General features: G+C 70.0%; 21 protein-coding genes and 1 pseudogene. 15 read left to right on the plus strand and 7 right to left on the minus strand.

Features of this window, described 5'->3' with window-relative positions:
- The first annotated feature begins 12 nt into the window (after positions 1 to 12).
- Positions 13 to 1,797 carry a WD40 repeat domain-containing protein gene (locus H613_RS0108575; protein ID WP_026923472.1) on the plus strand — a complete coding sequence of 595 codons (1,785 nt, stop codon included), beginning with the start codon at positions 13 to 15 and terminating at the stop codon, positions 1,795 to 1,797.
- 198 nt (positions 1,798 to 1,995) lie between these two features.
- Here the strand turns inward: H613_RS0108575 and H613_RS29095 are convergent, their stop codons facing one another.
- Both H613_RS29095 and H613_RS0108585 read right to left on the minus strand, forming a co-directional pair.
- Positions 1,996 to 2,931, minus strand: a complete 936-nt coding sequence (locus H613_RS29095) for a DUF6528 family protein (protein ID WP_026923473.1) — start codon at positions 2,929 to 2,931, stop codon at positions 1,996 to 1,998.
- Between the two features lie 359 nt (positions 2,932 to 3,290).
- Complete coding sequence (locus H613_RS0108585) at positions 3,291 to 3,806, minus strand: winged helix-turn-helix transcriptional regulator (RefSeq protein WP_026923474.1); 516 nt, start codon at positions 3,804 to 3,806, stop codon at positions 3,291 to 3,293.
- An 84-nt stretch (positions 3,807 to 3,890) separates the two neighbouring features.
- Here H613_RS0108585 and H613_RS25385 point away from each other — a divergent pair, with 84 nt between their 5' ends.
- Complete coding sequence (locus tag H613_RS25385; protein ID WP_051393120.1) at positions 3,891 to 5,234, plus strand: MFS transporter; 1,344 nt, start codon at positions 3,891 to 3,893, stop codon at positions 5,232 to 5,234.
- Between the two features lie 18 nt (positions 5,235 to 5,252).
- On the opposite strand, the gene H613_RS32570 is transcribed toward H613_RS25385, so the two are convergent.
- Together H613_RS32570 and ybiA are read right to left on the minus strand one after the other, a co-directional pair.
- Positions 5,253 to 5,717: a GNAT family N-acetyltransferase gene (locus H613_RS32570; protein WP_342673011.1), complete on the minus strand. Its 465-nt coding sequence runs from the start codon at positions 5,715 to 5,717 to the stop codon at positions 5,253 to 5,255.
- A pseudogene (gene ybiA / locus H613_RS32575) lies at positions 5,694 to 6,251 on the minus strand (riboflavin biosynthesis intermediates N-glycosidase); the annotation flags it as partial. The pseudogene ybiA and the gene H613_RS32570, both read right to left, overlap by 24 nt.
- 266 nt (positions 6,252 to 6,517) lie before the next feature.
- On the opposite strand from ybiA, the gene H613_RS0108600 reads away from it, so the two are divergent.
- From H613_RS0108600 to H613_RS0108620, 6 genes are all read left to right on the plus strand, one after another.
- Positions 6,518 to 7,183 (plus strand): type 1 glutamine amidotransferase domain-containing protein, encoded by a 666-nt coding sequence (locus H613_RS0108600; protein WP_026923475.1) that lies wholly within the window; start codon positions 6,518 to 6,520, stop codon positions 7,181 to 7,183.
- Positions 7,184 to 7,300: 117 nt separating this feature from the next.
- Complete coding sequence (locus H613_RS0108605; RefSeq protein WP_026923476.1) at positions 7,301 to 8,197, plus strand: LysR family transcriptional regulator; 897 nt, start codon at positions 7,301 to 7,303, stop codon at positions 8,195 to 8,197.
- A 130-nt stretch (positions 8,198 to 8,327) separates the two neighbouring features.
- Positions 8,328 to 8,645, plus strand: coding sequence for a hypothetical protein (locus tag H613_RS0108610; protein WP_169731969.1), 318 nt, complete (start codon positions 8,328 to 8,330; stop codon positions 8,643 to 8,645).
- Positions 8,638 to 9,009 carry a hypothetical protein gene (locus tag H613_RS31345; RefSeq protein WP_169731966.1) on the plus strand — a complete coding sequence of 124 codons (372 nt, stop codon included), beginning with the start codon at positions 8,638 to 8,640 and terminating at the stop codon, positions 9,007 to 9,009. Before H613_RS0108610 ends, H613_RS31345 begins: the two co-directional genes overlap by 8 nt.
- Positions 8,996 to 9,121, plus strand: coding sequence for a hypothetical protein (locus H613_RS32350; RefSeq protein ID WP_281171181.1), 126 nt, complete (start codon positions 8,996 to 8,998; stop codon positions 9,119 to 9,121). Before H613_RS31345 ends, H613_RS32350 begins: the two co-directional genes overlap by 14 nt.
- A gap of 469 nt (positions 9,122 to 9,590) precedes the next feature.
- Entirely contained in the window at positions 9,591 to 10,469 is an 879-nt protein-coding gene (locus tag H613_RS0108620) for a nuclease-related domain-containing protein (protein WP_084546471.1), read from the plus strand.
- 33 nt (positions 10,470 to 10,502) lie between these two features.
- Here H613_RS0108620 and H613_RS29955 read toward each other — a convergent pair whose 3' ends face one another.
- Complete coding sequence (locus tag H613_RS29955; RefSeq protein WP_169731970.1) at positions 10,503 to 11,099, minus strand: 3'-5' exonuclease; 597 nt, start codon at positions 11,097 to 11,099, stop codon at positions 10,503 to 10,505.
- 228 nt (positions 11,100 to 11,327) lie between these two features.
- Between H613_RS29955 and H613_RS0108630 the strand changes: the two genes are divergently transcribed.
- From H613_RS0108630 to H613_RS0108660, 7 genes are all read left to right on the plus strand, one after another.
- The gene (locus tag H613_RS0108630) at positions 11,328 to 12,068 is read left to right on the plus strand and encodes an NUDIX hydrolase (RefSeq protein WP_211234756.1); all 741 of its coding nucleotides are present in this window, start codon (positions 11,328 to 11,330) and stop codon (positions 12,066 to 12,068) included.
- Positions 12,065 to 13,219, plus strand: a complete 1,155-nt coding sequence (locus H613_RS0108635) for a 5'-methylthioadenosine/S-adenosylhomocysteine nucleosidase family protein (protein WP_026923480.1) — start codon at positions 12,065 to 12,067, stop codon at positions 13,217 to 13,219. Before H613_RS0108630 ends, H613_RS0108635 begins: the two co-directional genes overlap by 4 nt.
- Positions 13,216 to 15,222, plus strand: a complete 2,007-nt coding sequence (locus tag H613_RS25405) for a hypothetical protein (protein ID WP_156925913.1) — start codon at positions 13,216 to 13,218, stop codon at positions 15,220 to 15,222. Before H613_RS0108635 ends, H613_RS25405 begins: the two co-directional genes overlap by 4 nt.
- Positions 15,223 to 15,325: 103 nt before the next feature.
- Positions 15,326 to 16,831 carry a TIGR02677 family protein gene (locus H613_RS0108645; RefSeq protein WP_051393122.1) on the plus strand — a complete coding sequence of 502 codons (1,506 nt, stop codon included), beginning with the start codon at positions 15,326 to 15,328 and terminating at the stop codon, positions 16,829 to 16,831.
- Positions 16,824 to 18,023: a TIGR02678 family protein gene (locus tag H613_RS0108650; RefSeq protein ID WP_026923482.1), complete on the plus strand. Its 1,200-nt coding sequence runs from the start codon at positions 16,824 to 16,826 to the stop codon at positions 18,021 to 18,023. Before H613_RS0108645 ends, H613_RS0108650 begins: the two co-directional genes overlap by 8 nt.
- Complete coding sequence (locus H613_RS25410) at positions 18,020 to 22,000, plus strand: TIGR02680 family protein (RefSeq protein ID WP_051393123.1); 3,981 nt, start codon at positions 18,020 to 18,022, stop codon at positions 21,998 to 22,000. Before H613_RS0108650 ends, H613_RS25410 begins: the two co-directional genes overlap by 4 nt.
- A complete protein-coding gene (locus H613_RS0108660; protein ID WP_035737098.1) occupies positions 21,997 to 23,178 on the plus strand; it encodes a TIGR02679 family protein in 1,182 nt (393 codons plus the stop codon). The genes H613_RS25410 and H613_RS0108660 overlap by 4 nt, the downstream gene beginning before the upstream one ends.
- A gap of 31 nt (positions 23,179 to 23,209) precedes the next feature.
- On the opposite strand, the gene H613_RS0108665 is transcribed toward H613_RS0108660, so the two are convergent.
- Complete coding sequence (locus H613_RS0108665; protein ID WP_156925914.1) at positions 23,210 to 23,800, minus strand: hypothetical protein; 591 nt, start codon at positions 23,798 to 23,800, stop codon at positions 23,210 to 23,212.
- Between the two features lie 132 nt (positions 23,801 to 23,932).
- On the minus strand, positions 23,933 to 25,534 hold the full coding sequence (locus tag H613_RS0108670) for an SWIM zinc finger family protein (protein ID WP_026923485.1): 1,602 nt from the start codon (positions 25,532 to 25,534) through the stop codon (positions 23,933 to 23,935).
- Positions 25,535 to 25,628: the final 94 nt, after the last annotated feature.

Genomic DNA, 25,628 nt, shown 5'->3' on the forward strand with positions numbered 1-25,628 from the left:
CGAGGAGTCGCCATGGGATTCCCGAGCAGCAGTGAGGCCTTCTCGTCGTCGAAGTGCGAGATGCCCGACATCACCCGCAACTGGATCGGCAAACGCGAATGGGAGCTGCGGTACCGCACGGCGTTCAACGGCAGCGGCTACGGCGTCCACCCGTCGGTCACCTCCTTCACGATGCACGAGGAGGTCCACGACCGGTCGGGAAGGCTCGCGTACGCGCTCGACGACCTCGGCCGGAACTACCCGCCGCACGGCACCCCGTGGTCGCTGGCGTGGGTGGGCCTGGCGGGCGCGAAGGTCTGCAAGCCGGGCTATCACCGCTACGGGGCGGCGATCGACTTCACGAAGGTCGCCTGGGGGCCGGATCGCTTCGTCGACCTCGCCGTCCACGGCAAGGACGACCGGCTCCGGCTGCGGCGCCGGTACTTGGCCGTCGTGGCGATGTGCCGCAAGTACTTCGGGACCGTCCTGCACGTCAACAACGACCCCGACGGCTCCCACTGGAACCACATCCACGCCGACCGGGGGCGGCAGGTCGTCGCGTTCGACTGGGACTTCGGCACCGACGTCACGATCATCCAGTGGGCGGCCAGGGACCTGGCCGGGATGTCCGAGATGGTCATCGACGGCATCTGGGGGCCGCAGACGCGCTCGGGCTACCAGCTGCTGAGGGGCCGGTTCAAGAGCGATTCGGTCGACCCGACCGACTCCTCGGTCAAGGGCCGAGCCTGGCTGGACCTGATCGCCAGGCACGCCATGGCCGACAAGGACGCCGGTGCCTACACATTGGAGTTAGGGGGCGACATGGCCGATCGCAGACGCATCATGGGCATCGTCGTGAGCGGCATGCTGATGGCAGCGGGCCTGGCCGGGTGCGACGGCAGCTCGGCGGACGACGCCGAACCGGGCGTGCTGTACGGCGTCGGCGACGACCACCGGCTGTGGCGCTGGGATGTGAGCACCGACGAGACCGAAGCGGTGCTGGACCTCGGGGGCGTCTGGGACCGCTCGGGGGACGTGGGCCTGGTCTTCCAGTCGACGCTGAGCATCGCCCCGGACCAGCGGCACGCGTCGTGGGTCTCGGGCGGCACGCCGGACAGCGACCTGCGGATCGCCGACCTGAGCACCGGCGAGGTGACCGGAAGCGTGCCCTATCCCGTCGACCACGTCTGCCTCGATCCGGTGTGGGCGCCGGACGGCTCCGCGGTGCTGGCGCACCGCGCGAAGGTGTGGGACGAGACCGGCGCGCCGATCGAGGCGTTCGGTCCCACCGAGTGGTTCTCGCCGCAGGGCGAGGAGCTGGAGACCGAGACGGATCTCGACGAGGGATGCAGGTTGCGGTGGTACTCGGCGGGCCGTGACGCCGAGGGCGCGACCGAGGGGATCTACCACGACCTCGAAGTGACCGAACTGTACAGGGTGGACGAGTCCGGCAAGCGCTTCAAGACGATTCCGATCGACTCCTTGAGCGGCGTGGATGCGGAGGTGACGGGGCTTGTGGCGGTCGACCCGAGCGGCAGGTACGTGTGCCTGGCGGACGGTTATCACTCGCAGGGGGGCTATGAGGGCGGCTTCGTGATTCGTCCGCAGATCGGAAGCAAGGTCATCGACCTCGCCACCGGGAAGGCGGCCGGGAAGCGGGGCGAGAGCTGCGAGTCGCTGACGATGGACGGCTACCTGGCGCGGGAGGGAACGACCGCGCGCTTCATTGACTATGGCGGCGAAACCCTGTGGGAAGCGGAGCTGCCATCCGAACTGAAGGATTCGCCGAACCTGTTCTACTTCGAAGAAGCTCCATAATCGGCGCGCTAAGCAAGTTATAGGTTATAGAACGATGTCTCGTTATAGCTTATAATATCTTCAGCGCCATTCTCGCGAGGTGTGCAATATATGATATAAGTTCCTCGGTAAGTTATAGGCTATAGGTTGAAATATCAGGTTATAGCCTATGGCCTTAAAGAGGGTTACAGGCTATAACCTGCTTAGGTCTGTGTCTGGTCAGTTGTAGCGCGTGGCGTAGTAGCGGGCCTTGTAGAACTCGGCTCCGGAGCGGGTTCGGTCGGGGGATTGAGAGAAGCGGACCGTGGGGCTGCCCCAGTCGCGCGAGCCGGCGTTGTCGCCCCTGACCCAGACGTACTCGCCGGTGCTCATCATGAAGTAGGACTTGATGCGGGTGTTCTCGTGGAGCCGCGTCTTGGCCAGTGTGGACTTGTTGATCGCGTAGACGCCGTAGGTGTCCGTGACGAGGATGCGCCCGGAGTCGGAGTAATCGGGCTGGAGGTCGTGCCCGAGTCCGGAGAGGGCGACCGATCTGCTGGTGGCCTTGAGTCGCACGTTGCGGTAGGTGCCCGTGACCGAGTAGGCCTTGACGATTTTCCTGCCGCAGGCCCAGAGCAGCTCGTTCTGCGGGTCCCACAGGACACCGTGCGCTCCGGAGAGGGAGACGGTCTGGACTTTGGCGAGCGTCTCGGGCCGCGAGATGGCGGTGGGGCCGTAGACGGTGAGGTAGCCGTCGGAGCTGGCGGCGACGAAGGCGCCGATGTTCGGGATGCGCTCGAGCGCGTGGGGGTTGCCGCCGGGGGAGGCGCTCCAGAGGACGTCGTTGAGTTCTTGGTGGAGTTCGGTGGTGATGTTCCAGATGCCGACCTTGCCGCCGGAGGCGGCGGCGAGGCCGATGGCCCCGAACTGCGCGGTGTTGCGGATGCGGGCGTCGGAGAGGTTGTACCAGCCGCCGGTGCCCGGGCTGAAGGTCTTGTAGACGTTCGCGTCCGAGAAGGACTTGTTCTTGTCGAAGACCATGATCTTGTTCTTGGTCTGCTCGGTGACGATGACTCTGAAGTTGGCGGTGTCGGCGAGTGCGATGCCGCCGACGACTCCGACCGTGGCCAGCGGCGCCGTGACTGCGGCGGCACGCAAGAGGTTGCGCCTCTTCATTTCGTTGTGCTCCTTCGTCTTCGTGGGGGAAGAGCGGGTTGCGACCGTTATGGACGCTAACTGAGCCCATATTGCGATATGCGAACCAGTCGCGGGGTTGGGGAGGGGAGACCGGCGACGGTGCCCGTAGGCCGGGCGGATCGGTCGCGGCGGTGTCGAGTTGGAGGTGGGGTGGGAGGGATTCGGGCGTGTCGGACCAATGGCGACGGTGGGAATGGTCGATGGTGTGGGGGAGTGCCCAGAGGCGGCGTCGGTGACCGGATCGGTCCCGGCGCCGCCGTTTGCGTCCGCGGGTGCGGCGCTGACGGTGGGGCGCTTCGCGCCCGAATAATTTCCGGGGTGCGGGGTGCGCCCGGCCGCTACTGCTCCCGCACTATCGGTTCCAGCAGCCGCCTCGGGCGGTTCATGGCCCGGCTGACCGGGTCGGTGCGCTTCGGGCCCGGTCCCGGCCGCATCTCGACCTTCTCGATCGGGACGCTCCCGCAGTTCGGGCACGCCCCGGCCTCGTCGAGCTGCGCGCCGCACTCCGCGTGGTGGAACGTCCGCGGCGCCTCCTTGTCGGTGATCCGCTGCCCCCACCCCGTCAGGATGTAGACCGGCAGCCACAGCTCCCGCCCGCGCTCCGTCAGCTCGTACTCATAGCGCGGCGGCGAGCCCTGGTAATTGCGCTTCTCCATGACCCCGTAGTCGACCAGGTGCTTCAACCGCTCGGCGAGCACGGCCTTGGGGATGTCGAGCCGCGTCAGGAAGTCGTTGAACCGGCGCACGCCGAACATGGCGTTCTGGACGATCAAGAGCGTCCAGCGCTCCCCGACCACCTCCAGGGCCCTGCCCATGCCGCAGTCCTGGCCGTGGTAGTCCCTGCCGAGTGCCATGCCCTTATCCTAACAAGGTTCATTCACCGAACCAACCTGTGCTATGTTCATCGAGTTCATTCATTGAACCTTGAAAGGATCCCGATGGACACCACCCTGGCTCCACCCCGAGCCCGCACCCGAGGCGATCTCGTCCTCATCGTCGCCAGCGCCGCACCCCTGCTGGCCATCACCAACTTCGCCGCCCCCCTGATCCTCCTGCCCCAGACCGCCGCGGCCCTCGGCACCGCCGCCACCGCCCACGTCTGGATCCTCAACGCGGTCACCATCGGCATGGCCGCCCCGATGCTCGCCCTCGGCAGCCTCGCCGACAACCTCGGACGCAGGCGCGTCTTCACGATCGGCGCCTGGACCCTCGCCGCGGCCTCACTCCTCGCCGCGCTCGCACCCAACACGGCCGTGTTCGTGGCGGCCCGCATCGTGCAGGGCATGGCGGGCGCCGCCCTGCTCACCACCAGCCTCGGCATCCTGAACGTGGCCTTCCCCGACCCGAAGGAGAAACGCAAGGCCACCAGCGTCTACGGCGCGATGGCCGGCGCGGGCATGGCGGTCGGCGTCCTGGCCGCCGCCGGACTCGACGCGCTGTGGGGCTGGAACGCCCCCTACTGGGCCTTCGCGGTGGTCGCCGCCTTGATCGCGATCGGCGCCAAAGCCGTGCTCCCCGAATCGAAGGCGGAGCACCCGCGCCGCGTCGACGTCGCGGGCACCCTGTCCCTCGGCGCGGGCATGGCCGCGCTGATGGCGGGCCTCATCCGCGGCCAGCAAGGCTGGACGGACCCGCTCGTCATCGCCCTCATCGCCGCCGGAGCGGTCCTCGGCGGCGTCTTCGTGGCCGTGGAACTGCGCTCGCGCGAGCCGATGATCGACCTCCGCCTGTTCGGCAGGCCGATGTTCGTCGTGGCCACAGTGGGCGCTCTCGTGCTCGGCCTCGCGGTGATCGCGGTCGTGAACGTCTCGCCCTCGTTCTGGCAGCAGCGGTTCGCGATCACGACGGCGGAGGCGACGTGGCTGTTCGCCTTCAGCAGCGGAACGGCCTTCGTGGTGTCACTGCTGGTGAGGAACCTGCCGCTGGAGCCGGACCGGCTGCTGATGGCGGGCTTCGGACTCGAGGCGGTGGGCACGGTTCTCCTGATGACGACGTCCGCGACGTGGTCGTGGACGATGGCCTGGATCTCGATGCTGGGCATCGGTATCGCATATGGATTCATCAACACGGCGTTGGCGCGCTTGGCGATCGTCAGCGTGCCCGCCGACAGGGGAAGCATGGGCGCCGGAGCGAACAACGCCGCCCGCTACCTGGGCGCGGCGCTGGGTCTGCCGATCCTCGTGGCGATCCAGGGCTCGGCCGGGATGGTCGCGGCCCTGTGGGTCTGCGTGGGCCTCCTGGTCGCGGCCGCGGCCTGGTTCGCGCTCCTGTCCCGCCGCTGACGGCACGGGTCCGCCTGCTCAGGCGCTCCATCGATAGTGGACGTCGGGCAAGCGCTCCTCGTTGTCGCTCCCGTCGCCGCGCTCGACGACCGAGAAGCCGTGCCGCTCATAGAAACGCACGGCCGCCTCGTTCCGCTCGAACACCCGCAGGTCGAGCCCGCGCCCGCGGGCCCGCATCGCCGACTCGAGCAGCTCGGTGCCGACGCCCGAACCTTGGTACTCGGGGTCGACGTACAGGTGGTCCAGCCACGAGCCGCGCAGTGCCGCGAACCCGACGACCCGGCCGCCGATCTCCGCCACGCGCACGCTGCACTCGGCGAGCACCACGTGCTCGATCCACGCCCGCGTCTCCTCGTCCGAGTGCAGCCGCGGCAGGTAGCCCATGCCCGCGCGAGCGGCGAGGAACACGTCCCCGATCCTCGCCGCGTCCGCACCCTCGGCTTGCCGCAGCACCGGCCCGGCGAGCCGGTCGCGCGCGGCCATGAGCGCGAACCCGAGCAGGTTCAGGCCCCGCCACGCCGCGGGCGAGTTCGCGCGCGGATCGTCGGCACTGAGCCCGATCCCCCAGATCCGGTCCCTCGGGCTGGCCTCCACCAGGACCCTGTTCCGCGTCCCGGCCAGGAATCGCCGCAGCTCGGGGTGCTGCCCGAACTTGGCGACGTTCCCGCGCGTCACGATCGCCGACCGGTGCGCCTCCCACACCGCGCCGTCGAAGCCGCGCACCTCGCGCCCGAGCCGCTGCGCCTCGCCGGGGTGCCCGGCCTCCAGGATCTTCTCGGCGGCGTCCTCGTCGCCGAACAGCCACGCCTTGTGCGCCATCATGTAGTGCTCGGCCGAGGCGAAGACGCGCCCGCCGTCGCTGAACTCGCATGGCCACCACTGGCTGAGGCACCCGGCCCCCACGCCGTCCGGGCCGGGCGCGTGGCCCCAGAAATGGACGAACCGCAGCCGCCGTCCCGCCCGCTCGGCGGCGACGGCCTCGTCCACGCTGACGGGAAGCCCACTTGGTGCGAACATCGCATCACCATGCCACACCGCCGATCGCCCGGCAACGCGATTGCGGGCACAGTGCCGACGCCGTTGCGTCCGAGACCGAACGCGACTGTGACCCGAATCAAGGCCACGGACCCGGCCCCTCGACGCGCCCCGAGTCCAGCCCGTATGGCGATCGCTGCCGCCGCCTGAAGGAATCGCTATTGGACAATGCCGGGCGCGCCTTGCTGCAATGGGGACACCGGAGCCCGAGCACACCCGCTACGGCGACACACGAAGGGGACGAACCCATGAGCAAGAAGATCCTGCTGGCCCTGACCAGCAATGCCGACCTCGGCGACACCGGCCGCAAGACCGGCTTCTACGTGCCGGAGGCCGCGCACCCGTACCGGGTGTTCCGCGACGCCGGGTTCGCGGTCGACTTCGTCTCGGTCAAGGGCGGCGCGCCGCCGCAGGACGGCCTGAAGGACGACGACCCGGTCCAGCGGGAGTTCCTCGACGCCGAGGGCGAACGGCTGAAGTCCACGCCCAGCGCGGGCGAGGTCGACGCGCGCGAATACGACGCGGTCTTCTACGTCGGCGGGCACGGCACCATGTGGGACCTGCCCGACTCCCGGGAGCTGGCCCGGCTCGCGGCCGAGATCTACGAGCGCGGCGGCGTCGTCGCCGCAGTCTGCCACGGTCCGGCCGGCCTGGTGAACGTCAAGCTCTCCGACGGCTCCTATCTCGTGGCCGGGAAGCGGGTCAGCTCCTTCACCGACGAGGAGGAGGCCGCCGTGGGCCTCGACGGCGTCGTGCCGTTCCTCCTGCAACGCCGCCTCCAAGAGCGCGGCGCGAAATGGGAGGGCGGCGAGAAGTTCACCGAGTACGCCGTCGCGGACGACCGCCTGGTGACCGGCCAGAACCCCGCCTCGGCTGAGAAGACCGCCCGCCTGGTCGTCGAGGCGCTCGCTTAGCGCCCCAACGCGGTGCCCGGCCCCGCCGAGGACCGGGCATCGCGCCCTCGCAACGCGGAGGCGCACGGCTACGATCGCCACGGAGCACTCGTTTCCGGCGACCGTCGAAAGGCCGACATGCACCTGGACCTGCTGCGGAGTTTCATGGCCGTCTACCGGACCGGCTCGTTCTCCAGATCGGCGGTCCACCTCGGACTGTCGCAGCCGGGCGTCACCGCGCAGATCCAGAACCTCGAACGCCGCCTCGGCTTCCCGCTGTTCGATCGGACCTCCCAGGGCGCCGTGCCCCTGCCCCGGGCCCACGCGCTCGCCAAGGACGTCGCCGCCCACCTCGATTCGCTGGAGACCCTCTGGGGCAGGCACGTCGACGAACTGGAGCCGACCGAGCCGACCGTCTACATCGGCGGCCCAGCCGAGCTCCTCGGCGTCGCCGTGATCCCCGCGCTGAGCGAATGCCTGGCCGCGGGCATCCGCGTCCACGCCGTCCACGGCCTGCCCGATGGCCTCCTCAAGGGCCTCGGCGCCGGGGAGTACGACCTCGTCGTCTCCACCACGAAGCCGGGCCGCGACGACCTGCGCGGCACGCCGCTGTTCGACGAGCGGTTCGTCCTCGTCGCGCCGCCGGACTACGGACCGCTCGCCGACCTGTCCGAGCGCGACAGGGCCGCGGGCGACTTCCCGCCGGACTGCCGGATGATCGCCTACGCTCCCGACCTGCCGGTGGTCCGGCGCTACTGGCGCACCGCGTACGGCCGGATGCCCGACATGACCGGGGCATTGATCGTCCCCGATCTGCGGTCGGTGCTCAACGCGGTGAAAGCGGGTCTGGGAATCTCGGTGCTGCCCACGTATCTCTGTGCGGCAGAACTGGACCGACGCGAGATCGAGGTCGTGCACCGGCCCGAGTCGACTCCGTTCAACACGATCTATCTGGTGGAACGCCGCTCCTCCAGCGCCGACAGTGCCGTGGGGAGAGTGCGGAGCGCCGTGGTCGAGGCGGCTCGCGCCTGGTGAACGCAGGCCGATCCGATCTGAGGCGGAATAGGGCGTCTCCAGTGCCAAGGCGCAGGGGCAGTTCAAGTTACAGTGACGGAGAGTTCCAACATCCCTCCCGGAGTTCTTCTTGAGGACACTCGCCCGCATCGTGATCATCGGTACCCTCCTCGCCTCCATCGTTGCGATGGTCATCGCGTTCATGTCGGATCGACCCAATACGATCGCCGTGGCCGCCGCGCTCATCACCCTGATGACCTTGGTCGCGACGGTGGTCCTTCAACCCCTGCCGAAAGGCCGTGGCCTCCTGCAGGACCAGCTCGACTGGGCGCTGCGCCGCCTGGAGCCGGATGTCCGCAGGTTCTGGAACACCGAGGCCGCCGATCGCGGATTGATCGACGATCCGAGCCGAACTGCGTGCCGCTTCGGCGGGAGCCGAAGTGCCTCCACGCTCTGCGGCGGTGACTGAACCCGGCAGGGCCGGTGAACCGCGTTCCAGACGCGGGTTCACCACATTGTTCGGTCGGCTCTTCGGGACCGGCGCCGCCGAGGCACGAGTCGATACGGTCGAGGACATCGCGCCGCGGATCACTGATCCTGATGATCGCAGGGTGACGATCCAAGGCCTGGCCGCCGAGTGGCGCGGTTCCTCCCTTCGGCGGTTCCTCCTGCTCGGTGAGCCCGGTTCGGGGAAGACCTCGGTGCTCGTGAACCTGTTGCGGGCATTGGTGAACGATGAAAGCCGTGGCGACGCCCCGTCTCGACGCCGTCGTGATGCGGGCGCGCCTGAAGGGAGCGCTGCCCTGGAGTTCGCCCCTTATGCGCACCCTTGAAGACGCCCGGAAGCGTCACGTGCTCCGGCAGGTCGGCGGGGCTTGCCAGTTCCGGCACCGGGTCATCCAGGAGTACCTGGCCGCGCAGACGGACGCCCGGCTGTTCGGCTGAGCCCCGCCGTGCCGAGCCCGGCGGGAGGGCCGCCGCCGACCGCGGTTCAGCCGCATCGGCCGTGCCGCGTGGCTTCGGCGATCAGGTGTTCCGCGTTCCCGCATGCTGGAGCGCCGCGTGGGCGGTCTCGCGCCTCTGCCGGTCTGCGCCTGCGCCGTCCGGGGATCGCGGTGGTCGTCAGGCCGCGCGAGACAGACTGGCGCCGCGCCCTGCACTGCTCGGCATCACGGTGGCCGTTAGACCGTCTGGGGCGGACTGAAGTCGTGCCCCGCGAGGCTCGCACCACCCCTCGCACTGCTCGGGCATCACTCTGGCCGCTCGGGCCGGACTGGCGCCGCGCCCGCACCGCCCGGCTATCGCCTTGTTGCGTGGTATGTGTCGGAAACGCCGTGCGGCGCCGACGAGTGCTCGTCAGGCTGTTCGGCCCTAACCTGAAGGCCGAAGTCTTCGCCGAGGTTGGGAACCCGACATGAGAATAGAGGTGCTGTCCGACCACGTCGGCGCGCAGCACGAGCGGCTCACGAGCGAGCTCGACGACAACGCTCTGCGGCTCGCGAAGCACCACGAGCGGCTCGAACAGGCCACGGCCGATCTGGACGCGGCTCGTCGGCGCAGGGGCCCGCTGCGGCGGCTCTTCCGCGTCCACTCCGCCGCCGAGCGCCGCGCCCAGCGGATCGTCGAGGAGCTCGACGACTCGATCGCCCGGGCTCGGCAACGCCATCAGGACCTCCGCAAGCGCCGCATGCAGATCGCGGGCGGCCTCGAAGGAGAGGAACGGTTCCGCTCGCGGCTGTCGCGCCTGTCCGACGAGTGGACGTACCTGGCGGGGTACCAGAACAGGGTGGGGGAGGTCGACGCGATCCTCATCGGCCCGCGGAGCGTCTGGGCGGTGGAGGTGAAGTTCCGCCGCGCGCGGCTGCACGTGGACGGCGACGAATGGTGGTTCGAGAAGCACGACCGGGACGGCGACGTGGTGGAGACGAGGCCCGCGGTCAACGGCCGGGGGCACAACTGGGGCCGCCAGGCCTCCGACCCGGCCCGCAAGCTCGAATCATGGCTCGGCCGCAACGGGTTCCCGCTCCGGGTCCGCACCGCCGTCGTCCTGACCAACCCCCAAGCGAGCCTGGGCGGCATACGGAACCAGCAGGTCGACCTCGTCACCTGCGATCCGTTCGAGGTCGTCCACAGCAGACGCTTCGACGGCGGTGAGCTGTCAGAGACTGAACGCGACGCGATCGCGGAACTCGTCCGGATGGACCATCGGCGCCACGAGGAGCGCCGCTCCCGGCGCCGAGCCGCCAGTGGGGAAGCCGGAGAAACCGGGGGAACCCGTGTCGGCGGCGTTTGAGGCCCGTGAGCGGGGGTGCGCACGTCTGGGTCCTCAGCACCTGCGGCAGCCGTCGAAGCCGCGCGAGTGGATCCGGCCCCAGCTGACGCTCGCGGACCGCAGCAGATCGTCGACCGTGTCGACGCCGTGCGTGCGCTGCTGGGCCAGGAGGACCCCGGCCGCGGCGCGGGCGTCGGCCTCGGCCCGGTGGTGGTCGCCGAAGGCGATCCCCGCCGCGCGGGCCACGCGCGGGAGCGTGTAGGACCCCAGGTCCCAGGTCTGGCGGGCGAGCACGAGCGTGCAGGCGTACCGCAGCGTCGGGTTCGGGATGCCGGTGGCGCCGTTGGCGCCTCGGATGACGGAGGTGTCGAAGGCCGCGTTGTGGGCGATGAGCGGCGAGTCCCCGATGAAGTCGGCCATCCGCGACCACACCTGCCGCCACGTCGGGGCGCGCCGCACGTCGGATTCGCGGATGCCGTGCACGGCGGTGTTGCGGGCCTCGAAGCGGTCGTGGCCTTCAGGAGGCCGGATGAGCGTCGCGAAGGTCTCCTTCTCCTCGCCGCCGCTGACGCGGACGAGCGCCACCGAGCAGGCGCTGGCGCGGCTCCCGTTCGCGGTCTCGAAGTCGATCGCCACCCATGAGTCCATCATGGTCTCCAAATCACCTGAGCAGAAGCAGCCGGGGCCGATCCGATCGACTGCGGTACGGGTCGCTTGAGACCTCCCCGGACGGCCGGCGTCATCGGCGCCGAAGGCACTCCCGGCGGCGCAAGCGGGCTCCCCGAAGCGACAGTCTCCCACGGACTCACCTTCCGTGTTGCTTTGGTGCCTCGTGTGCCCTACAATTACTGTCACTATGACAGTCAATGGGGATGGGCGATGCCGGAGATAGAAGAAGAGTCCTGGGAGCCGCCGCTCGTGCTGGTGGCGGTCGACCTCGTGATCCTGACGCTGCGCGCCTCGACATTCCATGTGCTGCTGGTCGAACGCGGGATCGAGCCTTTCAAGGGATCGTGGGCGCTCCCGGGCGGGTTCCTCAACAACGCGGGAGAGGACATCTTCGAAGCCGCCCTGCGGGAGCTTCATGAGGAAGCCGACCTCGACGGCACTCGACTGCACATCGAGCAGCTCGGCGCCTACGGCACGCCCGAGCGCGACCCGCGGGGACGGGTGATATCGGTGGCGTACTTGGCGATCGCACCGGGGCTTCCCGAGCCGGTCGCCGGTACCGACGCTTCCGGAGCGGCGTGGACACCGGTCGAGCGGGTGCTCTCAGGTCAAGTGCCACTCGCCTTCGACCACTGGCAGATCGTCTCGGGTGCAGTCGAGAGCGCCCGATCCAAACTGGAGCATACGCCGCTGGCGACGGCGTTCTGCGGCGAGACGTTCACGATCGCGGAACTGCGGCGGGTCTACGAGACCGTCTGGGGAACCGAACTCGACGAGCGCAACTTCTACCGCAAAGTCCAACGCGTTCCCGGCTTCATCGAACCCGCGGGAACCGATCGCCAGGCGGGAAAGGGGCGGCCCGCCAGGATGTTCCGCGCGGGGTCGGCCAAGGCCCTGCATCCCCCACTGGCCCGCCCTGAGCCGCAAAGCGAAACCGAGGAGGAACGATGACCGGCACCGTAGTCGTCTTGACCGCGCTCGATCTCGAGTACAAGGCGGTCCGAGCGCACCTGGACGATATCGAGACGCACCGCCACGAGGCGGGAACGCGATACGAGAGCGGCACCGTCCGCGGTACGTCGTGCCGGATCACGCTCGGACTCACCGGGGTGGGCAACCAGTCCTCGGCCGTGATCGCCGAGCGCGCGATCCAGGAGTTCGCACCGCTCGCGGTGCTGTTCGTAGGCGTCGCAGGTTCGCTCTGGCCCAAGCCGGGCCGCGGCGATGTGGTCGTGGCCGAGCGCGTGTACGCCTATCACGGCGGCACCAGCGAGGACGACGGCCTCAAAGCGCGCCCTCGGGCCTGGGAGGCGCCGCACGCCGTCAGCCAGATCGCCCACCACCTTGAACGCTCCGGAGACTGGAGGGATCGGCTGCCCGCAGAATCCGGTTCGCCGCAGGTCCGCTTCGGCGCGATCGCGGCCGGCGAGGTCGTGCAGAACTCCACGATCTCGCGCGAGGCGAAGTGGATTCGCGATCACTACAACGACGCGATCGCCATCGAGATGGAGGCCGCCGGGGTAGCCCATGCCGGCCACCTCAACAGCGCCGCGGTCGGGATCGTGCGCGGCATCAGCGACATGGCCGACGGCACGAAGAACGACGATGGCGACATCGAGTGGCAGCCACGCGCCGCGGCGGGCGCCGCCGCCTTCGCCGTCTGCCTGGCGGAGGAACTCATCAACGAGCGAGAGGAGATCGCCATGGCGGCGAACGCATCCGAATCCCCTGCACCGGCGGGCAACACCGTCTACAACGTGGCCTCGGGATCGGTGGGAATCCAGGCCGCGAACGTCTCCGACGCTACGGTGTGGATGGGCACCGCGCCCACCGGTGAGAGGATCGACGACCTTGTCGCGGCGGTGGCCGACCTCCGTGCCCGGCTCGATCGCGACCGGGCCAACGGCGAAGTCGACGACGACACCTACGAGGCGGCTCAGGACGAACTCGCGTCCGCCGAGACCGCCCTGCGCGAGCCCGGCCGCAAGAACAGGAAGAAGGCGGTGCTGGCCCTCAAACGGCTCAGCGGGCTCGCGGCCGACACGACCAGCCTCGGAGCGAAGATCGCCCTGGTGATAGCGGCGGTGGGTGGATTGTCATGACGCCGCACACCCCTCCGGAATCGACACCGCACGACACGACTCATAACGTCGCCGAATCGGGGGCCATGGTCGGCGTCCAGGGGCGGGTGATCCACAACGTCACCGTCTACCAAGTGCCTGCGGACGCCACCCCGCGGCAGAAGTACGAGTACGGTCTGCGGTTCTTGAACGACGGCGTCCCGTTCAAGGCCGAAAGGCTGATCAATGACGCGATGGCAGCCGGACTCGACGACGCCGAGGTCCGATTCCACTGGGTGCTGGCCTTGTTCAGCAAGCGTTCCTACAGGGACCTCGACCGCTTCGAACGCGGTCGTCTCGACAAGCTCGCCGAGAACATCTGCGCCTATCCCGAGGGAAAGCACCGCAGCGCCTTGGAGGCAATCAGTGAACTGATCTCGTATTTGGGCGGCAACGGCGGCAGCGTCAACGCCGCGGAGAAGAAGATCCTGGCCTTGGAACCGGACTTGCTCGCCTTGGTCCAACGCCATCTTCAAAATGTGCTTTCAGGCGCTACCCAGGACAAACTCTGGGAGGAAGCGAGACGGCGAGCGGAGGGCGGCCGCACCGAAGGCGATCGCTTGGGACGCGTGTGGGCCTACTTCCACCCCGAACCGATCCCGGCTCGCGTGGGCAGAGTCGAGGCCCCGTGGGTCTCGCCGTTGGACAAGCCGTACGCGGCCACCGCCTCGCTGCTGTTCGCACTCGCCGTCGGATACCTCGGCTGGCTGCTCCTGGCCAGTGGTGACGTGGTGGCGATGCTCGCGTACCCGGTCGCCATCGCCGCCGGCTGCGTAGGCGTTCGCGAAGCTTTCGAATGGCGATACCGCACTGACCGGATCAAGCTCGAAGACCGCCGCAACTTCTCCCGCCCCGCAGCAGGCGACCTGCGCGGGAACGGTTTTGCAAAGAAGGTGGGCCGCGACTTCGAATATTACTTCGCCAAGTACCGGCCTTACGGGATGGACTACACCGTGTGGCTGTCCGAGACCGCCGGTGTCCGCGGCCGCCTCCGCGAAGAGGTCGCCGAGATCTACCGTGAACGGCGAATCCCCATCGGCCGAGTGCGGTGGCTGATCGGCTACCTCGCCAAAGACGTCAGGCGGCGGTCATCGGCGGGCACGCTCTACGAGTATCGGGAGCGCTTCCGTGTGCCCCTTGCGATGCAGGGCAAGTGCGTGCTGGCATTGACGATCACGCTGATCACCGCTTTCGACGTCGTCGTCGCGGCCGTACCGGTCGCACCGCTGGCAGGGTCGGCCGTGGTGGTCGGCGTCTGCTTGAGCGGGCTGTACGCCCTCAGGCAGTGGAAGCACATCCTCAGCGAGGAGCGCCGCTACGAAGACGACAAAGCGGACGCCGAACAGCGTAAGCGAGAGAGGGACGACGCCTATCTTCGCTGGAAGAACAAGCTGGACTCGATACGACCGAGCGAGAGCGAGATGGAGGCTTGGCTCAACTGCGACAAGACGATCCTGATCGACAAAGCGCTGCGCCAGTATCGGGTGTCATGGAGTGACGTCCTCGCTCATGCCGTTCTTCATGGACATGGAGCCAGGGCGAAGGCCGGACGGGCCAAAGGCGGACCGTGGCGATACTCCAAGTACGACCTTCGGTTGTTCCTGATCACCGCGGACGGGGTACGTGAAGTGAGCTCTGTACTGCACTTCGAGGAGGCGGTTTTCGACGGTCAAGAGCGCAACAACTATCGATTCGACGCGCTGTCCTCGGTCCACGTGGCGGATAAGGCCGCTGCCGGCCACGTTCTCAAGCTGACCCTGACCAACGGCCCGGCCAGGAACATCAACGTCACTGACGTCAGTGCCATGGAGCCCCAGCAGGAGGAGGCGATGCAGTCCGATGTCGACGACTTGCCTGAGAACTTCCTCGAGATGAGCCTCAGCGCCGCCGGGTTCGAGCATGCGTTGCGGATCCTTGAAGGCATCGCCGCCGAAGGCAAAGGTTGGATCGACCGCGACGACTTCGCTCGTCGCACTCCTGGCTGACCCGCTGGAAGGCGCCACTACCTTGACGTGCGGGTACCGCGTTGTCGGGCGCCTGAGTTACCGTCGATGAACGATCGCTCACATCCCATCCTCGGAGGTGCCCTTGCGTCTGCGGCTGCCGCGGAACCTGTTCGCGCTCACCGTCTCTGAGCCGCACGGTGAGCTGCACACCGCGCTGCTGCAGGTCTTCGGCCGAGCCGCGGCCGCCCTTGAGGCGGGGTTGAGCCGGCAGGCGATCCGCAGCCGCCTCCCGGAGGTCGGCTGGCACGACGAGATCGGCGACGCCGAACTGGACGCCCGCCTTGAGCAGTTCGAGCACGCTTGGGGCCTGGTCGAGTCGGTACAGGACCGCTCCGGCTCCTACACCAGTGCCGCCGACTACGAGCGCAACCACCTGACCTACTCGCTCACCCAGAAGGGTGAGGCGGCCCTGGCGGGGATCGAAGCGGCCTGGGAGGCGCTCAACGCCGTCGGCGCGCTCCAGACCTCGGTGCTCGACGCCATCGCCGACAAGCTCGATGAACTCCACCGGCTCGCCTCCTCGCCATCGAGTGCCGACACCGCCGTGCACACCACCGTCGAGGAACTCGAACGCCACCTCAAGTCCCTGGCTGACAACGTCACCGGCTTCAACGGCAGCCTCCAGCGGCTGATCGGACCGACGCAGGTCGACGCCGCGACCTTCACCGAGGTCAAGCTCGCCACCGTCACCTACCTGGAGGAGTTCTGCGCCGACCTGCCGCAGAAGACCCGCAGGATCGCCGCCGCCGTCGAACGGGTCGAGGCCGACGGCATCGAGGTGCTGCACAAGCGGGCCCTCATCGGCGCGAACCTGCCGCCGGGCACCGGCGACGAACGCCGCGAGCAGTGGACCGAGCAGCGCCGCCTGCGCTGGTCGGGCCTGCGGTCGTGGTTCTGCGGTACGGAAGCGCGCGTCTCGCGGCTGGACCGGCTCGCGCGCGAGGCGATCCGCACCCTGCTGCGGGCGCTCGAACGGCTCGACCGCGAACGTCGGCGCGCGGCCTCGGCCGCGGGCGACTTCACGGCGCTGGCGCGCTGGTTCACCGCCGTCGACTCCGAGGCCGAGGCGCACCGGCTCGCCCACGCCGCCTTCGCTCTGGGCTCGGCCCGGCACGCCCACCTGGCGCTCGACGATCCCGAGACCGCCGGCCCGAACCACCCGTGGGCGGCCGCGCGGGTGACGGTCTCCCCGCTGCTGCGCACCGCGGGCCGCGAGACCGCCACAGGCCGCACCGGGAAGGTGCCGAACGTGGCCGAGCAGCAGGCCCGCGCCCGCGCCGCCGCCCGTGCGCAGACCGCGCAGCTGGCCGAGGCGTGGACGCTGCTGCACACCGACGGGACCGTCCTGCTCTCCGACTTCGCCGAGCTCCCGCCCGAGCGCTTCGACCGGCTCCTGGAGCTGCTGGCCTCCGCCTGGCAGGCGGAGCCGGGCCCCGGCGGCGTCCGCGCGGCCTCCTCATCGGACGGCGCCACCGTGATCGAACTGCGGCCGACCGGCGGCACCTGCCGCCTGCGCACCGACCGAGGCACTCTGACCGGACCCGACTGCGAAGTGCACATCAAGGCGTCGGGAGGCGGCCGTGGCTAACGTCAAGAACCTGCTCGCCGCCGAAGAGGCGCGCGGCGTCGGCCGGGCCGTCCGCACCGCGCTGCGGCACCCGCTCATCACGCACGCGGCCAGACCCGAGGAGTACGAGGCCGTCCACCGGCACCGGTCCGAGGCGGCCAAGTGGTTCTCCTACTTCTGCGGCTGGAAACTCGAGTCCGACCACAGGTCCGCCTCGATCCGGCTGTACAAGCTCGTCGAACCCGACACACGGCACCCGCTCAAGCGGCCCCGGGGAGCCCGGGCGCCGTTCGACCGGCGCCGCTACGCCCTGCTCTGCCTGGCCGCGGCCGAGCTGCTCGGCAGCCCGGCCATCCTGCTCACCGAGCTGTCCGAGGCGATCGCCCACGTCTGCGGCGACGACCCCGCACTGCCCGAGTACCGGCCGGGTCACGGCCCGCACCGCACCGAACTGGTCGACGCCGTCCTGTTCCTCGAATCCGGCGGCGCGGTCGAGATCATCGACGGCTCCGCTCACACCTGGCAGTCCGACGAGCACCAGGCCGTGCTGCTGCGGGCGAACCCGGCCGTCCTGATGAGCCTCCTGGCCTCGCCGCAGCCGCCCTCGCGCGCCGAGGGCCGCGACGTCGCATCGCTGGCGTCCGACCCGAAGCACCACATCGAGGACGCCGACTCCGAGTCCGGCCGCACCAGGTACAACATCGTGCTGCGCCAGCGCATCATGCGCCGCCTGGCCGACACCGCCGTGGTCCACTTCGACGAGCTGGACGACGACGAACTCGCCTACCTCGGGTCGCTCACCGGCGGCCGCCAGGTCGAGCAGGCCGCGAAGCAGGCCGGCATGGTCTGCGAATGGCGCACCGACGGCATCATGTGGATCGACCCCGACCGGATCGCCACCGACTACGACTTCCCCGGCCCGGGAGGCACCGCCAAGCAGGCCGCCCTGCTGGTCCTGCACCACCTGCAAGAGGTGCGCGCCGCCGCCCCGATCGAGCTCGAGGAGCGACTCCGCCGCCACCTGGACGGCAGTCCGAAATGGGCGAAGGAGTACCGCGCCCCCGGCGGTGCCGCCCGCCTGGTCGACGAGGCCCTCGCCATCCTGGCCGACTTCGGCCTCGCCCGGCGCGACGGGGCCCGCGTCGAGGCCCGCCCCGCGGCCGACCGCTACCGCATCACCGAACCCAAGACCTCCGGGAGTGAGCGCCAGTGACCGAACCGCGCGCCGCGCGCTGGGTCCCCACCAGGGCCGGAATCCTGAACCTCTGGCGCTACTACGACGAGACCTTCGCCTTCCACAACGGCAGGCTCCTGCTGCGCGGCCCGAACGGCTCGGGCAAGTCCAAGGCGCTCGAACTGCTCCTGCCGTACCTGCTCGACGCCGACACCCGAGCACACCGCCTGTCCACGTTCGGCACCGGCTCGCACCGCAACATGCACTGGAACCTCATGGGTGAGGGCGCCACGGGCGCCACCCGCGTCGGCTACCTGTGGCTCGAGTTCACCCGAGGCGACTCGGGCGAGACCTTCACCTGCGGCGTGCGCCTGTCCGCCTCGAAGCACAACACCAAGGTCAATCAGGACTACTTCACCACCACCGCCCGGATCGGCGTGGACCTGTCCCTGGTCAACGACGCCAGGCAGCCGCTGCGCACGGCCGAACTGAAGACCGCGCTCGCGGGCACCGGAGGAGTCCTCGACCGGGACGACTACCGCGAACGCATCCGCAAGACCCTCTACCCCGGTCTCAGCGAACAGCGCTACGAGGCCCTCATCCGCGCGATGCTGCAACTGCGCACGCCCAAGCTGTCCGAGCTGCTCGACCCCAAGACGCTCTCCACCATGCTCTCCCAGGCGCTGCCGCCGATGGACGAGACGCAGCTCGAAGGCATCGCCGACGGTTTCGAGCGGCTCGACCGCCACCGGGCGCGCCTCGAACGCCTCGCCGCCCAGCGCGAGGCGGCCACCGACCTCGACGCGAGCCAGCGGCGCCTCGCCCGGATCCTGCTGCGCACGGCCGCCGACGCCGCGACCGGCGCCGAGGCGGCCCGCGACCGCGCCGGATCCACGGCCGCCGAGCTGCAACGCGGCGTCGACGAATGCGCGAAGGCCCAGGCCGAAGCAGAGGGACGCAAGGAGGCCGCCAGGCGAGAGAGCCGCACCGTGGCCGCAGGGCGCGAACAGCTCGCGGGCGACCCCCGCTTCGATCAGGGCCGCCGCCTCGACAGCGAGAAGGGCAAGCTCCGCGACTACGAGAAGCTCCTCACCGACGCCGTCAAGCGCGCCTCCAAGGCCGAATCGAACGCCGCGCGCCTGGCCGGGGAGGCCGACACGGCAGCCCGCAACGCACAGGAGCGGGCCGAGACCGCCCGCGAGCGCCGCGAGACGGCGGCCGGACTCGCCGAGTCGACGGGACTGCTCGCGGTGTTCTCGACCGCGGCCGCCGAAGCGCCGGGGGAGGAGACGGCACTGCTGCGGTCGGCGATCCGCGACCGGCGCGAGGCCCTCAAGGAGGTCGGCGAGGCGGCGCGCACGCTCGATGCGGCAGAGCGACGTCGAGTCGACGCCGAGCGACGGCGCGAAGCCCAGCGCGGACGCTACGAAGACCAAGAGGCCGCGGTCGCCCGCGCCCGCGAAACGCTCGACCGGGCCACTGAGGACTGGACCGCCGCTGTCGAGCGGTGGTCGGCCGAGGCGACCGAGATGCGGCTCGGCGAAGCCGAGACCGAACGGATCCTCGCTGCCGCCGAGGAACCGTCTTCGGCCGCACCGGTGCTCCAGCGCGCCTACAGCGCCCGCGACGAAACCCTGTCGGCGGCCTCGGCCGCGGCGGGCGAGGAGCTGAAGCGCGCCGAATCGGCCTTGCGGGAAGCTTCGCAGTACCTCGCGGCACTGGAAGGCCGCAAGCAGGTCGAGCCGCGACCGCCCCGCACCCGCACGGCGGACCGCACCGGGCGGCCGGGAGCGCCGCTGTGGCAACTGGTCGACTTCGCCGCCGAGCCGGACCCGGCACTCGAAGCGGCCCTGGAGGCATCGGGGCTGCTCGACGCCTGGGTGATGCCGGACGGCGCGGTCGAACTCGACGCCGAGGACACCGTCCTCAGCGCGCACGCTGATCCGGTGGACCGGCCGCTCGCGGCCGTCCTGCGACCCGAACCGGAAGGGCCCGTACCGGAGGCGACCGTGGCCGCGCTGCTGGACCGCATCGGCTTCGCCCCCACGGCCTCGGCCGCACCCGGGTCCGCCGCCGTCGGCGCCGACGGCACTTGGCGCCTGGCCGGGCTCGCCGGACGCTGGTCCAAACCCGCGGCCGAGTTCATCGGCGCCTCCTCCCGCAGGCGTCACCGCGAACGGCTCATCGCCGAGGCCCGCGAGCGCGTCACCGAATGCGAGCGGGCCGCGGCCGAAGCGGCGGCGGCGGCCGAAGAGCTGAAGGCAAGGCGCGACCGACTGCGCGAGGAACACGGTTCCTTCCCGCTTTGGAAAGGCATCGAGGCCGCGCTCCAGGCCCTCGACAGGGCCGAGGAGCGGTTGGGCATCCTGGCCGAACAGGTCGGCGACGCCGAGACCGAACTCCATGAGGCCGAAGGCGCGGCGACGCGGGCCCGCCTCGACCTGGAGCGCCTCGCCGATTCCCACCGGCTCCCCCGGACGACCGTCGAACTCGACCGGCGATCGCGCCTGCTCGACGACTTCGACACCGCGGTGAACCAGTGGAGCCAGGCCCGCCTCGACCACGAACGCGCCGAGACGACCGCCGGAGACCTCGCCGTCCGCGCCGAGGAGGCCCGGGAGACCGCCGCAGAGGAACGCGAAGCCCAGGCCGAGGCCGAGGCCCGCGTAGAGGAGCAGCGCGCCGTCGTCGAGACGCTCGACCAGACCGTGGGCGCCGATCTGCGAGAGCTGCGAGCCGAACGCGACGCCTGCGACGAACGCCTCGAACAGCTTGAGCGGCAGCAGAACGAAGCCGAGGAGGACCTGCGTCGGCTGGCGGCCCGCGAAGCCGGGCTTGAACGCGAATCCGCAACCGCCCGGGGCGAACTCGAAGCGGCGACGACCACGCGGGACCGGGCCTTCACGGCGCTCCGCGAACTGCTCGGCGGCCAGGTCCTCTCCGACGCCCGCATCGACTACCGGTACGAGCGCGGCGAGAACGTCAAGGCCACCCTCGAAGCCGCCCGCCGCGTCGCGGCGATCCTGGAGAAGACCCGCAGCGGCGACCGGGCCGTCGCCAGGGCCCGCAACACCCTGCGCGACAAATACCACGAGCACCGCGGCCATCTGGCCGACTACGCCGAACTCGCCTTCGAGGGCGATGAGGGCGGCGAGCTCCTGGTCGCCCAGATCGGCGGCGAGCGGATCGGCCCCCGCACCTTGGCCGACCGGCTCGCATTCGAACACGACCGCGCCCGCGCCGAACTGACCGATGAGGAACAGCAGTTGTTCGGCGAGATCCTCACCGGGCAGATCCGCGCCTCCCTCGCCAGGCGCATCCGCGAGGCCGACGAGCTCGTCGCGGGCATGAACACCAGGCTCCAGCGGGTCCGCACCTCCTCGGGGATGTCCGTGCGGCTGCGCTGGAGGCCCCACGAGAACCTCGACGCCCGCTCCAAGGCGGCGCGCGAACTCCTGCTCAAACGCCCCGAAAAGCTCAGCGGCGACGAGCGGGACGTGCTCAGGGACTTCCTCGCCCAGCGCGTCGACGCCCTCCGCGAGTCCGAGGACCCCAGGCCCTGGTCCGAGCAGCTCAAGGACGTCTTCGACTACACCGCCTGGCACGAGTTCCAGGTCGAGTTCGACAAGGGCGAAGGGTGGCGGCAGCTCACCAGGAGGCAGCACTCGAACCTCTCCGGCGGGGAGAAGGCCGTCTCCCTCCACCTGCCGCTGTTCGCCGCGCTCGCCTCCCACTACGAGACCTCGCCGACCTCGCCGCGGCTGCTGCTGCTCGACGAGGTCCTCGTGGGCGTCGACCGCGCCAACCGAGGGCAGGTCTTCGAACTGGTCCGCTCCCTCGGACTCGACGCGGTGCTCACCAGCGAGCACGAGTGGGGCGACTACGCCGAACTCGACGGCATCGCCATCCACCAGGTCCTCACCCCGGCCGCCGGGGACGACACCGTCACCACCGTCCGCTACGTCTGGGACGGCACCGCCCGCGTCCAAGAGGACGTCCAGGAGCCGCAGACATGATCCCCGCCTACCTCCGCTCACCCGAGCTCAAACCCTTGTGGACCGAGGCGCACCGGCGGCTCTCCCGAGGCTCCGCCGTATCCTCGATCAGTCTGCGGGGCCTCACCGACGACCAGCGCCACGCCCTGGCCGAACTGCTCGGCTCCGACCGGCTGCCGTCCGCCGACACCCGGATACCGCTGCCCCGCTTGCGCGAAGCGCTCGAACCGCTCGACCTCGAAGCGGTCCTCACCGAACTGGTGGGCCCGGTCGGCAACGCCCGGCTCGCGCAGCAGCGGGCGGCCGATGAACGACGCGCCCTCTGGGACCGGCTCGAAGCGCACCCGCTCCTGACCGAACGCCCCGCGCTCCGCACGTGGGCGCGCGGGCTCCGGTCCGAACCGGTCGCAGCGGCCACGGCGAAGCACCTGCTCCAAGACACCATGACCGTCCTCGAAGCACTCCCCGCCGATCGACTGCCGCTGCCGGTCCTGGCGCAGCGGTGCCTCGGCAACCCGCACGCCCTCGACGAGGGCCGCCTGCCGAACCTCGTGCTCCGCGCGCTCGCGCACGAAGCGGGCCTGCCCGAACCGGCCGACGCCGAAGCGAGGCGCCGCGTCTGGGAGACCGCAGGAGTGGTCCGCGACGACCTGTCATCGACGGTGCTCGTGGCAGGACTCGCCCCCGAAGGCGACACGTTCCTCGCCAGGGTCCTGCGAGCGGCTCGCGAATGCGGCGAGGCCGTCCCGATCACCCTCGCCCACCTCAAGCGAGGCCCGGACGCCTTCGCCCCCACCGGGAGCACGGTCTCCATCGTGGAGAACCCGGCGATCATGCAGGCCGCGCTCGACCGCTTCGGGGCCGCGGTGCCACCGCTGGTGTGCGTCTCGGGGCGTCTGCACGTCGCCGCCCGGACACTGCTGCGGTCACTGGCCGAGACCGGCGCCGAACTGCGCTACCACGGCGACTTCGACCCCGCAGGCGTCGGCATCGCCGCCGACGTGATCGACAGCTTCGGGGCGCGGCCTTGGCGCATGGGTGAGGCCGACTACCTCGCCGCGCTCGGGCCGGGCCCGGCGATCGACCCGAAAGCGGTCCCCGAAACTCCCTGGGACGAGGACCTGTGCCGGTCGATGCGCCGAGAGGCCGTCGCCGTATACGAGGAGGCGGTCCTCGGCGACCTCCTCGCCGATCTGTGAAGGCGACGCCGCGCCGCTTCGGCGATCGGCCTCAGTTCGGCGGCATCACCAGGTCCTCGTCGCCCGCACGGAGACCGGGAGGGAGCTCGACCTCCGGCAGGACGATCCGCTCGATCCAGTGGTATTCGTCCTCGTCGTCGGGAGGAGTCTCGGTGTAGGACAACTCCGAGCGCAGCGTGGCCGAGCCGAGCTTGTACAGCAGGAACCAGGTGGAGGGGTCGAACTTTCCCAGCACGGTCGGTTCGGTGTTCTTCGCGATGAGGTCACGCCGCGCCTGGCCTCCCGGGCGAGCGGGCGCCACGACCGCGCGAGGATCGGCGTTGCCGGTCTCTCCGTTGCCGGTCAAGTGGAGGACCCGGATGCCGAACCCGAAATGCAGCACGCTCTTCTGGTTGTGCGGCCTGGAGTCCTGCCAGTCGGCCGGTTCGAGGATTTCTTGGAGCCTGCGCCCGATCCGGGAGTACAGCAGCGTCCCCTTGCAGAAGCTCACGTCCTTGTCGGTGCAGGTGGCGGCCTCGTCGAGTCCGTACTTGAAGGAGGCCTCGAAGTCTTCGAACCGCAGGCCGAACTCGTTGAGGCGCGCGGCCGCTCGGGGGCCGGTGTGGACGGTGGGACGGACCATGGGCAGCTCCCATACGCCGAAGAGACCTTGCACCTCACCAGATGACGACGCGAAGTCGCCGTTCGATCACAACATGTTCCGACAGTGGTGTCAAGAGCCGCAGTGCGAAACGTCCAGGCCGCGGCTCTGACATCAGCGCAGGCCGTGGGCGTCCAGGGCGGCCATCAGGTTGCGCTTGCGGCGGTGCGCCGCGCGCAGTTCGGCCACATAGGTCTCGCCGGTACCCGGGCCACCGGATTCGTCCAGGCACTCGGCGGCGAGCGCGACCAACGCGGCGGCGTCCTCATAGGAGTGCTTGTTCCGCTGCTCGATCAGGGCGTCCGCCCGCGTCATGAAGAGCTCGCCGCACGCCTCGGGGTCCGTGTGGCGATGGTGCTTCGCGACTTCGATGCGGACCTCGGGCAGCGCGCGGTACCGGTTCGCGGCCGCCCACGCCTCGGCGACGCGGTCCTGGTCGAGCAGCATCCAGGCCATCAGATCGGCCAGCCCCCAGTGGCGTGTGCCGCCTTCGAGGTCGCCGCGGACGCTGTCGACGGCCCAGGCGAGCAGTCCCGGCTCGTCGAGGGCCGCGAGCGCCTCGTAGGAGTGGCGGCCGGGGTCGCATTCGAACCGCTTGCGGTGGAGCGCGATGAGGGCCGCCCGGTCGTCTTCGATGCGGTGGTGCTCATCGAGGAAGTCGACCACTCGCTGGTCGATGCGACCTGGCATGAGCGAGGCCTCGGCCCGTTCGACGGCCTCGCCGCGCCGGTCCATGCGGTCGAGTTGCTCGATCACCTGCCAGCCGTCGCCTCCCTCGGCCAGCGCGACGAGCAATTGCTCGTCGTCGCCGCTCGCGCGGGCGTACTCGGTCTTGAGGAACCGGTAGGTCCAGGAGTCGCCCTTCCGGGCGTCCAACAGCGCACCGTAGCGCCGGAGCCCGGCCTCGCCGAGCACGGGCGCGTAGTCGCCGATGAGCAGCTCGGGGACGGTGTTGTCGTCGAGCTGGTGGGCGATGAGCCACTCGGCGAGTGCGATCGGGTCGGGCCTTGCCGCGGTGCAGGCGTCGCGGTGGGCCGCGGCCAGCTCGGCGGCGGCCTCGCCGACCTGGTACTCGTGCTCGGCCCGCTCCCAGTTCTGCCGGACCCGGTCGATGGCATGGGCCGACAGTGCGACCGCGTCCGCGGCTCGGCCGTCGGCGACCAGTGCCAGGGCCTGCGAGGCGAAACCGGCGACGGTGTCGGCGTACACCTGGTGGTCGTCGAAGTCGAGATAGTAGTTGGCGTTCAGGACCAGCGCGTCGTCGACGGCCGCCGTCAGCTTGTCGACCGATCCGCCTCTGGCGCGGGAGAACCCGGCGCCGAGGTCGAGCCGCTCGAACAGGCGCTCGTCGCGCTCGGCCGCTTCCAGCAGCAGATCGACCAGCGCCGCATGGTCGAGCGACTCCAGATGCGACCGGAGGTCGACCGGTGCGGCGATCTCTTCGCCGTGCTCGCGTTCGTAGAGGTAGACCACGCCGACCGCGACGCAGTGCTTGCAGAAGTTGCCCTCTTCGCCCCACGGGCAGTCGCACGAGCCGGTGACGCCCTCGCCGTCGATCCAGAGCCGGACGCGGTAGCGGCCGGTCCCGATCACCTGCGCATGGATCTCGGCGTCGTCGGCCGAGAGGCGCCGCACCGCGTCGATGTAGCCGAGGCCGCGCCGGTAGGACTTCTCCCCGGCCAGCTCGGCGAGGTCGTCAAGCGTGAAATCCGTCATCGGCTCGCAGTTTACGGCCGACGTCGGTGCCGGGCGTAGTCCGCCGACGCATCATGAGGGAATGCGAGCCGTCGGCCACTCTCGAGTCCGGAGT

Origin of the sequence: Glycomyces arizonensis DSM 44726, assembly GCF_000482705.1 — a bacterium.
Lineage (GTDB): Bacteria > Actinomycetota > Actinomycetes > Mycobacteriales > Micromonosporaceae > Glycomyces > Glycomyces arizonensis.